This window comes from Nostoc sp. 'Peltigera membranacea cyanobiont' 232 (assembly GCF_002245985.1).
Classification (GTDB): Bacteria; Cyanobacteriota; Cyanobacteriia; order Cyanobacteriales; family Nostocaceae; genus Nostoc.
Genome location: NZ_NOLK01000051.1, coordinates 41,855 through 52,280, shown reverse-complemented (window position 1 = coordinate 52,280; position 10,426 = coordinate 41,855). Strand labels below are relative to the sequence as shown.

Sequence of the window (10,426 nt, the reverse complement as noted above, 5' to 3'; positions counted from 1 at the left end):
CCTTGTCACCTTGTCCCCTGTTTCCCATCATCTTCCCTCATTCCCCATTCCTCATTCCCCAGTCCCCATCCTCAAGGCGTTCTCACTGCCCCAGAGTAAATCAAACCCCGTTGTAGATCCAGCGTTATAATCGCTCCATCTCGAATCACCTGCGTTGCTTGCTTCACGCCAACAATCACTGGCACACCAAGACGTAAGCCAATTACTGCCGCGTGACTTGTGAGACTTTCTTCTTCAGTAATAATCCCGGCAGCTTTCCGAATTGCCTCAACAAAATCGGCACTAGTGCGGGGTGCAACCAATATATCTCCGGGATTAAAGTTACTCACATCCATCCCAGTATTAGCTACCCGTGCACGACCACTCACTAAACCTTGTCCGAGTCCAATGCCGTGACCTAGTACCGCCGTTACCACTTCTACCTTAATTAAATCTGTAGAGCCAGAAATTCCCTGGAGTGTGCCAGCAGTCATCACTACTAAATCACCCTCAGACAGTAACTTCAACTCCTGAGCTACGTTGATCGCAGCTTGAAATGTTTGACCAGTGGAAGGCAATCCTAGCACCAATAGCGGTTTTACTCCCCACACCATTTGTAGCTGCCGCGCTACATTCACATGGGGTGTCACTGCCAAAATCGGTGTCTGAGGACGGAATTTAGAGACATTGCGAGCAGTTGCCCCAGTTTGCGTTAAGGTCATGATTGCTGCTGCGCCAAGTTGTTCGGCAATTTGACCTACCGCTTGACTAATCGCATTGGGAATCGAGCGCCGAGCATCTTTTACAGAACGCAAGTTTAAGTGTTGGACTTCTTCTTGCTCCATCCGCTCGGCAATCCGCGCCATCGTTGCCACTGCTTCTACAGGGAAACTACCCACAGCAGTTTCATTGGAGAGCATCACCGCGTCTGTGCCATCCAAAATTGCATTTGCCACATCCGACACTTCCGCGCGAGTGGGACGAGGATTGCTCACCATGCTGTCTAACATTTGGGTGGCGGTGATGATCGGAATCCCCAAACGATTTGCTGTCGCAATTAGCCGCTTTTGGAGTACTGGAACATCTTCTGCTGGCAGTTCCACGCCTAAATCGCCTCTGGCAACCATCACGCCATCACACAAAGCCAGAACTGCCTCCATTTGTTCAATGGCTTCATGTTTTTCAATTTTGGCAACCACTGGTACTTGTTTGCCTGTACTGGAAATTAGTTCCTTAATTTCGATCATGTCCTGGGGATTGCGGACAAAGGAAAGTGCCACCCAATCTACACCTTGATCTAGACCAAACATCAGATCCTCTCGGTCTTTGTCGGTCATTGCCTTAATTGACAGGTAAACGCCAGGAAAGTTTACGCCTTTATTGTTAGAAAGTTTACCTGGTACGGTGATGCGACAATGCAAGTCACCTTTGTCTCGGTTAATCTCCTCTACAACCATTTCTACTCGTCCATCATCAAGGAGGATTTTTGCGCCAACCGGGACTTCTTCGGCTAAATAATCGTAGGTGACACAGCTAATTTCCTGTGTCCCTATAACTGGACGATTTGTCAAGGTAAAGCGATCGCCTTTTGCCAAAACTATTGACCCGTTGTCAAACTTCCCCAAGCGAATTTTTGGGCCCTGCAAGTCTTGGAGAATAGCCACTGGCTGATTTAATTCAAAAGCGGTTTGCCGAATTAAGCGAATACTACGCTGATGGTCGGCATGAGTTCCGTGGGAGAAGTTTAGCCGCAGCGTCGTGGCTCCCGCTTCAATAATCGCCTTAAGCATTTCAGGACTGCTAGTAGCGGGGCCAATAGTAGCGACAATTTTTGTCCGGCGCAGAGAATCTCTTAATTGCATAGGGGCTGAAGTTAGGGAGCTATCTGGGAAGTCATCGTAACTTAAGTGGCATCTCCTTTTCGGTTACTGCTATATCAATAGATATAAGCAGTTAGAGAGAGTTTATGGGAGAGTAGGGGCTGTGGGATAGACTAGATATAGTACATCAATCTTGTATCCATCCTCCCAACGAAAGAGTTTATCCCATCAACTTTTTGCCAATTGTCATACCCCACTTATCAGTAAAGATTAGTTCTTGTCTGGAATCATAGCGTTATTCATCTACTGATATGCAAAGCTGTGGATAAATATTGCTATACAAAAGTTTACAAAAATTTATTCTTCCCTAATATTTATCGTATATTCGTAATGTTTGATTAAGAAGGAGTCAATGTTAGAAACGATCGCATCGGAGGCACAAAAGCCACTGACAATCCCGCCAAAGGAATTTTTAGCGCCTCCTGGTGATTTTAATCCCACGCTACTGCTGTTTTTGGTAGCTGTAGCAATGCTGGTGTTATCTCACTTTGGTTACTGGCTTTGGGAATGGCCGCACTGGCTGTGCTTTAGCGTTAACACTCTTGCCTTGCATTGTGCTGGGACGGTAATTCACGACGCATGTCACCAATCAGCCCATCGCAACCGGGTAGTGAATGCGATGTTAGGGCATGGCAGTGCATTGATGCTAGCTTTTGCTTTTCCAGTATTTACAAGGGTACATTTACAGCATCATGGCCATGTCAACCATCCCAAAGACGATCCAGATCATTATGTCTCCACGGGTGGCCCGCTATGGCTGATTGCAGTGCGATTTTTGTACCATGAGGTGTTTTTCTTTCAACGGCGACTGTGGCGAAAATATGAGCTACTAGAATGGTTCATTAGCCGCTTGATTGTTGGTGTAATTGTTTATATCTCAGTGCAGTACAACTTTTTAGGGTACATTCTGAATTTTTGGTTTATACCCGCTTTTGTGGTAGGGATAGCACTAGGGTTATTTTTTGACTATTTGCCCCATCGTCCTTTTGCGGAGCGCGATCGCTGGAAAAACGCTCGTGTCTACCCGAGCCCAGTCCTCAATATCCTGATTATGGGACAAAATTACCACTTAATTCACCATTTGTGGCCTTCTATTCCTTGGTATAATTACCAACCTGCATACTATGTGATGAAGCCACTCTTAGATGAAAAAGGATGTTATCAAACTTCAGGATTGTTGCAGAAAAAGGACTTTTTTGAGTTTGTTTATGACATCTTTTTAGGAATTCGGTTGCATCATCAAAAAGAATAGATCGGCAATTATCGCTCTTTTATGACTCTGATTAAAGAAAAAAATATAGGTTGGGTTGAACAAAGTGAAACCCAACAAAACCAAGGATTTTTCGTGTTGGGTTTCGTCCCTCAACCCAACCTACTCGTAAATTTATCAAAGCCTTAAAAATCAAGGGTTCTGAATTTTTATTTAACGAGAGTAATAGAAGAGCGTTATTCCATTTTCTAGCCAAGAATATCAGCTTTTGCTGGCTTATATTCTTGGCTTGTTGTGCTAGTTTTTAAAGTTGGTGTGTGGTTAAAAAAGCTTCAACTTCAGCATTTGTTGGTTGAGAAGCGATCGCACCTGGTTTAATGGTCGTTAGTGCCCCAACAGCACTGGCATAAGTGACGATGCGTTTTGCGGTTTCTGCATCCCGCAAGCTGTGGATGCCATTCTGACTCAGTTGGTGGATGAATCCTGCCAAAAAGCTATCCCCTGCACCAGTTGTATCAACTACAGGGATTGAAAAGGAAGATAATTTGCCTTCATTCTCACCCAGACAGTAGGTGCAACCGTTTTCCCCATCTGTTACTAGTACTCCTTCAATTGAAGCCAAACGGTAAGTTATGGCTCCGGGATCTGCCGTTTCAAATAGCCATTCCGCTTCTTCTTTGGAGAGTTTGAGGAAATCCACTCGCTTAAATAATTCTGGAATTTTTTGATGAGCAATGTTTGGCTCGTCCCAAAATACAGGTCGCCAGTTGACATCTAGCACAATCTTCAAATCGTAATGTTCTGCTAACTCTAGGGCGCGGTAAATTGCCTGTTCGCTTTCAGGATAGGCTAATTCCAAAGTACCCAAAACCAGAAAATCTGCCTCTTTAAATAGCGAATCTGGCAATCGTTTGGCTTGCAGGCGAGTATCGGCAAATTCTGCGGTGTCATACTGACCAAATCCGGCGAAGGTGCGATCGCCAGTCAGATCCCGTGTAACATAAACTTGCCGTGTTGGTGCTGTAGGGTGGCGTTGTATCCCTGTTGTATCTACACCTACATCTTGTAATAGCTTGACTAGTGCATTTCCTGGTTCATCTTCACCAACAGCTCCGATAAATCCTGCCGGTATCCCCAACTTAACTAAAGCACAGGCTACGTTAGCTGGTGCCCCTCCTGGGTAGGGAGTCCAAGATTTAACTTCTTCCAGTTTTAACCCTAATTGATCGGCTAAACAATCAAACAAAATTTCACCGAGGCACAAAACACGGGAATTGCTCATTTCATTTTAAATTTTAGATTTCGATTTTGGATTAGGAATTTACAGTATAAAACCTACAACAATTTTTGCTAATCTGTCGCCAGTCCTTCATAGAATTAAATAGCAATTTTTACTACTCCATAACATCTATATGCTTTCAATATCGCCTAAATTATCTAAATGTTTATACTAACTTCTAGCCAAGAATAAGTGTTATATAATACTGATATATTATTGTGATTTATATTCTTGCCAACTTGAAATCCAAAGAAAATATTGACAATAGTATTACTACTAACACTTGAAACCCCTACCAACAAAAGAATCTTCTAGAATTAGAAAGAGCGATTAAGTACATATACCAAAGGAGCATAGAAATAGTCATGGCTGGTGGCAAGTCTGAGACCCCCGTTAGTCTGTCAGACAGAGAACTGCAAATTATCGACCTAGTGGCCGCTGGCTTAACTAACCAAGAGATTGCAGGAAAACTGGAGATTAGCAAGCGTACAGTTGATAACCATATCAGTAATATCCTGACCAAGACCGAGACAGAAAATCGAGTAGCTCTTGTTCGCTGGGCCTTACAGTGGGGCAAAGTCTGTTTGAATGATGTCAATTGCTGTCTTCTGCCTAACCAGATCGAATGAGCAATTTATTTAGTAAGAACATAATTGCTTTGGTCTGGTGTAATTGCAAGCCAATTTTGAGGTTTACTGATTGTTTCCCTCCTCACGCCTAAGTTTTCAGTGTGAACACTCTACCAAAAGTTCCGAGTCCTTCACTCAGCCGGAGTTTATGTTAGTGGAGCCAGCTGACCCTCGGACTCGGAAACTATAACAAAGAATTCCTTTTCAAATTCAGCAGAACAGATGTAGGACTGGGGATTGGGGAAGAAGCAAGGGAGCAAGGGAGAAGAGTTTTCCCTCTGCACCCTGCCTTTTCAATGCCCAATGCCCAAACTCAACAATCATCCACAGAAATTAGCAACAATTCAGTGGTGCAAGCGTTACATTTGAAAGAAATCTATGTTGTCCCATCGGCTTTGGGAGCAGTGTTGCAATGAATACTTCCGCCTCTTTTCAGGGTAGCTCGTCTCCCTTTGAATTTTTCAACTTTGGTTTTACGATACCTGTATCTGAGAAAGTTCCGACTATTGAAGGCCAATTTTCAGACTTTCCGCAACCCACACAAGATGCCGACTTACTTAGGCAGCTATCATTTATTCCAGGGTTGAAAGAAATTCTAACGATCCGGCAGGTTCACGCCTTAGAACATGCGACTGTTTGGGTTCTTAGCGAATCAAACAGTGCCTATCCTACTAAAGGAGAACCTCCTAACGTTCAGCTAGATAACGAACAATTAAGCGGTTTGTCTACTGAGCATGGATTTTACCTTTATGGCGAGGTGAATATTAGTGATTTGCGGCGTGCGATCGCACTTGCTCGACATCGCCTTACTAGTGGGGAATGGGATTTAGCTGTACATCCCCGTTGCGGTACAAATTTATCAGTAGCAATGTTGTTAACAGCCGGACTAGCTATCGGTGTACATCTGTTACTACCATTTCGACCAATTGAGCAACTTATCGGTTTGGGGTTAGCAGCGACGACAGCAGCCGAACTCGCACCTGATTTAGGTTCTATGGCCCAGCGTTACCTAACAACAGCCATTCCTTTTAACCTAGCAATTGAAAATATTACCCGTACACACGACGTTTGGGGGCGTGAAGCACATTTTGTTAAAGTAGGTTGGCAAGAATGAGGGGGAACAGGGAGAAGGGAGCAGGGAAAGATGAGGAAGAAGAATAATAACCAATGCCCAATTCCCAATTCCCAATGCCCTAAATAAAATTATGAGAAAACTTTACTTCTTGCTTCCCGGTACAGATGGCAAATTTGCCTGTGGTGGTCTTTGGGCGGAGTTAAAAGCACTTAATCTGGCTCAAAATTTCTGTAGTGCTGATGTTGTAACTTACCGTCAACGAGAAAAGGATAAGCTTTTTCTTGATGATTTACTAAAAGAGAAAAATTTAAGTGATGTGATTTTTGTCATAAGTTGGGGATTTGATATAGCTCAACTCGTGGCGAAACTTCAGCAATACAATGTCGTTTACCATGCACATAGTGCAGGTTATCCATTTAGGTTGCCTGCGAGTATTCCGATTGTTACAGTTAGCCGTTATACAATGGGCTATTGGGGAGAAAAATCACCAAATTCCCTAATTTATTATTTGCCCAATCAAATTTCTAATGAGTTTCAAAATTTAGGTCGAGAACGGGATATTGATGTTTTAGTTCAGGCTCGAAAATCTTCTGAGTATTTAATTAAAGAATTAATCCCAGCGTTACAAAAACGTTGTAAAGTATTGGTTGTTGACTCTTATATAGAAGATTTACCTGGACTATTTAACCGAGCTAAGGTTTACCTCTATGATTCGGCTGATTACTGGGCACAACAGGGTGTTAGTGAAGGATTTGGTCTACAACCAATGGAAGCTCTTGCCTGTGGTTGTCAAGTATTTTCTAGTGTAAACGGGGGATTGGCAGATTATTTAGATCCAGGATTTAATTGCTCTAAAATTGCTGGATATTCTCAAGAATATGATGTACAACGGATTCTAAAGGTAATTGATTATTCAGTAGCAATGAGTTTGTCTGAAGAGTTTTTTGCTGAATATCGGGCTGAAAATATTATTAAGCGTTTCCAAGTAATTTTGGATGAGTTAAATGAGTTTTTTGATCACAAGATTCAGCAGCCATCTAATATTAAGAGTTTGACAAAAGTCCGTATGGCAAAATTACTTGCTCAGAAGATATACGGAAAGTTGAAGAAGAAATATTTCAAGTAATATAAACGAACCGCAGAGGCGTACAGATCGCAGAGAGAAGAGAGGAAATTGAATGAGTCGGCGGTTATTAGTTACTGGGGGTGCGGGGTTTATTGGGGCGAATTTTGTCCATCACTGGTGTCAGGTTTATCCAGACGATCGGGTGGTGGTGTTGGATGCGCTTACCTACGCGGGGAATCGTCTGAATTTGGCGATGGTTGAGGGAGGAGAGAATTTTCGGTTTGTGCAGGGGGATATTTGCGATCGCACCATTGTAGACGAGCTATTATCAACCGAAAAGATAGATACCATTGCCCATTTTGCTGCTGAATCTCATGTCGATCGTTCCATTCTTGGGCCGGCGGCTTTTGTGCAAACCAACGTTGTGGGAACTTTCACCCTGCTGGAAGCTTTTCGCCAACATTGGGAGGCTAAAGCACAGCCATCTGATTATCGTTTTCTACACGTTTCTACTGATGAAGTCTACGGTAGTTTGGGCGCAGATGATGCAGCTTTTTGTGAAACTACATCTTACGCTCCCAATAGTCCCTATTCAGCCTCAAAAGCTGGTAGCGACCATTTAGCGCGTGCTTATTATCATACTTATAAGCTTCCAACCATTATCACAAATTGCTCTAATAATTACGGCCCTTATCAGTTTCCCGAAAAGCTAATTCCTCTAATGTGTATCAACACATTGAGAGGTAAACCATTACCTGTTTATGGCGATGGTAAAAATGTGCGCGATTGGCTTTATGTAGGCGATCATTGTCGTGCTTTAGATGTGGTAATCAATCACGGTCAACCAGGGGAAATGTACAATATTGGTGGCAACAATGAGGTGGAAAATCTCAACCTGGTGCAACTTTTGTGTCAGATGATGGATGAATTAGCACCTGATTTACCAGTACATCCAGCAAAGGAGTTGATTACTTTTGTCAAGGATAGACAGGGACACGATCGCAGATATGCAATTAATGCAAATAAGATTAAAACTCAACTTGGTTGGACACCTTCAGTAACAATTGCTGAGGGTTTACGTTTAACTGTTGAATGGTATCTCAATCATCGTGATTGGTGGGAACCTCTGCTGTCTGCGGAATATCAAGCTTACTATCGCAAAAATTATCTATAACTTAAATTCCCCACGCAATAGTGTCACAAAGTGAGTGGTAATTACTATTGTGATTCACTCTGAGACTGGAGGGATAATTTTTTGCGGTGTGAGACAATATCCCAGTGCTTTCAACTGGCTCCCACAATTTCTCTAGATAATGACTATCCTTGAATATAAGGGAATCAGATCGGCGTAAACTGCCAGCAGGTGTAAGATGCTGCAACCAGAACAGATATTACAAGATCGTTATCAAATCCAACGCCAACTTGGTAACAATGGGATTCGTCAAACTTGGCAAGCATTGGATTTACAAGCCTCTGATGGCGAAAATTCAACCGTTGTGGTCAAACTTTTAGCCTTTGGCGGTACTGTACAGTGGGATGATTTAAAACTTTTTGAGAGGGAAGCGCAAATTCTTAAACAGCTAAATCATCCCCGCATTCCTCGATATATAGATTATTTTTGTATCGACGATCGCACACTGTGGTTTGGCTTAATCCAACAATATATTCCTGGTGAGTCGCTTAAAGAAAAACTTGTTCTTGGCGAAAGGTTTACTGAAAAGCGAGCCAGAAAAATCGCTGGTGAGATTTTAAATATTCTCATGTATCTACATGAGTTAAACCCAGGAGTATTACATAGAGATATTAAACCGAGTAATTTAATCTGGGGCGAAGATAATCGGATTTATTTAGTTGATTTTGGCGCAGTTCAGGATAAAGCGGCCAGAGAAGGCGTTACTTTTACCGTTGTGGGTACTTATGGTTATGCCCCAATGGAACAATTTGGTGGTCGAGCGGTTCCAGCTTCAGACCTCTATGCACTGGGTGCGACTCTGATTCATTTGCTGACTGGGACTTCCCCCTCTGATTTACCCCAGCAGGATTTGCGACTGCAATTTACCGACCGAGTTAATCTCAGTCCCAGTTTTGCCAGTTGGCTACAAAAGTTGATAGAACCCGCTCCCGAACAACGTTTTCCTGATGCCCGCCAAGCGCTGAATGTTCTTAAATCTGGTCTGGCTATAAAATCTGCAAACAAGAATCAGCTTTTACCGCAAAGAGAAATCATCAATAATTCTGGATGCGGGATAAATAATCAGAATGAAACAGTCCCAGAGGAAATTCTCGGTTGGAACTGGGGCGCATTTCTAATGCCTTGGTTCTGGATGTGGCCGAATCAAGTGTGGTGTGGGCTATTCTGTTTTATACCGCAAATTTCGGGGTTGATGGCGATCGCACTTGGTGCTAAAGGCAATGAATGGGCTTGGAAAAGTAGACGGTGGAGCAGTATTGAGCAATTCAAAGCCCATCAAAGAGGCTGGGCGATCGCTGGTATTCTAATTGGAGGGCCTATTAGTATTGTCTTGTGGGTTACTGCGATCGCTTTGCTGAAAGCTGCGCTGTAAGGAGTTAGGAGTTAGGAGTGAAGAATTATTGTCCTTGTCCCCCTACTCCTATACTTCCCTGCTTCCTTCTAACTACTAACTTGTGATTCAACTACACCCACGGGACAAGAAACATTTGTCCCTCCTAAACCACAATACCCATTGGGATTTTTCGCCAGGTATTGCTGATGGTAAGCTTCGGCATAGTAGAATTCCGGCGCATCCAAAATTTCTGTAGTAATCTGGCCATAACCTGCACCGTTAAGGGCTTGCTGATAAGCTTCCCGCGATACTTCTGCTTGCTGCTTTTGGCTTTCAGAATAGACATAAATTCCCGAACGGTATTGAGTGCCAGAATCATTACCTTGGCGCATCCCTTGGGTAGGATTGTGGCTTTCCCAAAAGACTTTGAGCAGTTCGGAATAACTAATCACTTTGGGATCAAACACAACCAACACAACTTCATTGTGACCGGTTCGGCCACTACAGACCTCTTCATAAGTCGGGTTGGGTGTGAATCCAGCAGCATAACCGACTGCGGTGGTGTAAACTCCTTTAAGTTGCCAGAATTTGCGTTCTGCACCCCAAAAACAGCCCAAACCAAAGATTGCTTTCTCTAATCCATCGGGAAAAGGAGCTTTTAAAGGGTTCTTGTTGACATAATGAGCAGCAGGTACTGACATAGACTGTGCCCTTCCTGACAAAGCTTCTTCAGGTGTGGGCAGAACTGACTTTTTGCCAAATCCGAATAGTGCCATTGATTTT

At 43.2% G+C, this 10,426-nt stretch carries 9 protein-coding genes; 6 read left to right on the top strand and 3 right to left on the bottom strand.

Features of this window, described 5'->3' with window-relative positions:
- Nucleotides 1-71 precede the first annotated feature (71 nt).
- Nucleotides 72-1,841: a pyruvate kinase gene (pyk, locus tag CDG79_RS18505; RefSeq protein ID WP_094343434.1), complete on the bottom strand. Its 1,770-nt coding sequence runs from the start codon at nucleotides 1,839-1,841 to the stop codon at nucleotides 72-74.
- 370 nt (nucleotides 1,842-2,211) lie between these two features.
- Here pyk and crtR point away from each other — a divergent pair, with 370 nt between their 5' ends.
- Entirely contained in the window at nucleotides 2,212-3,111 is a 900-nt protein-coding gene (crtR, locus tag CDG79_RS18500) for a beta-carotene hydroxylase (RefSeq protein WP_094343433.1), read from the top strand.
- 262 nt (nucleotides 3,112-3,373) lie between these two features.
- On the opposite strand, the gene CDG79_RS18495 is transcribed toward crtR, so the two are convergent.
- Entirely contained in the window at nucleotides 3,374-4,351 is a 978-nt protein-coding gene (locus CDG79_RS18495; RefSeq protein ID WP_094343432.1) for a carbohydrate kinase family protein, read from the bottom strand.
- Between the two features lie 362 nt (nucleotides 4,352-4,713).
- On the opposite strand from CDG79_RS18495, the gene CDG79_RS18490 reads away from it, so the two are divergent.
- The 5 genes from CDG79_RS18490 (at nucleotide 4,714) to CDG79_RS18470 (ending at nucleotide 9,682) form a co-directional block, all read left to right on the top strand.
- Nucleotides 4,714-4,977 (top strand): helix-turn-helix domain-containing protein, encoded by a 264-nt coding sequence (locus tag CDG79_RS18490; protein WP_012410583.1) that lies wholly within the window; start codon nucleotides 4,714-4,716, stop codon nucleotides 4,975-4,977.
- Between the two features lie 412 nt (nucleotides 4,978-5,389).
- Entirely contained in the window at nucleotides 5,390-6,091 is a 702-nt protein-coding gene (locus CDG79_RS18485; protein WP_094343431.1) for a DUF6391 domain-containing protein, read from the top strand.
- Between the two features lie 91 nt (nucleotides 6,092-6,182).
- Nucleotides 6,183-7,178: a glycosyltransferase gene (locus tag CDG79_RS18480; RefSeq protein ID WP_094343430.1), complete on the top strand. Its 996-nt coding sequence runs from the start codon at nucleotides 6,183-6,185 to the stop codon at nucleotides 7,176-7,178.
- Nucleotides 7,179-7,230: 52 nt separating this feature from the next.
- Nucleotides 7,231-8,292, top strand: a complete 1,062-nt coding sequence (gene rfbB / locus CDG79_RS18475) for a dTDP-glucose 4,6-dehydratase (RefSeq protein WP_094343429.1) — start codon at nucleotides 7,231-7,233, stop codon at nucleotides 8,290-8,292.
- 196 nt (nucleotides 8,293-8,488) lie between these two features.
- A complete protein-coding gene (locus CDG79_RS18470) occupies nucleotides 8,489-9,682 on the top strand; it encodes a serine/threonine protein kinase (RefSeq protein ID WP_094343428.1) in 1,194 nt (397 codons plus the stop codon).
- Nucleotides 9,683-9,750: 68 nt separating this feature from the next.
- Here the strand turns inward: CDG79_RS18470 and msrA are convergent, their stop codons facing one another.
- Nucleotides 9,751-10,419: a peptide-methionine (S)-S-oxide reductase MsrA gene (msrA, locus tag CDG79_RS18465; protein WP_094343427.1), complete on the bottom strand. Its 669-nt coding sequence runs from the start codon at nucleotides 10,417-10,419 to the stop codon at nucleotides 9,751-9,753.
- Nucleotides 10,420-10,426: the final 7 nt, after the last annotated feature.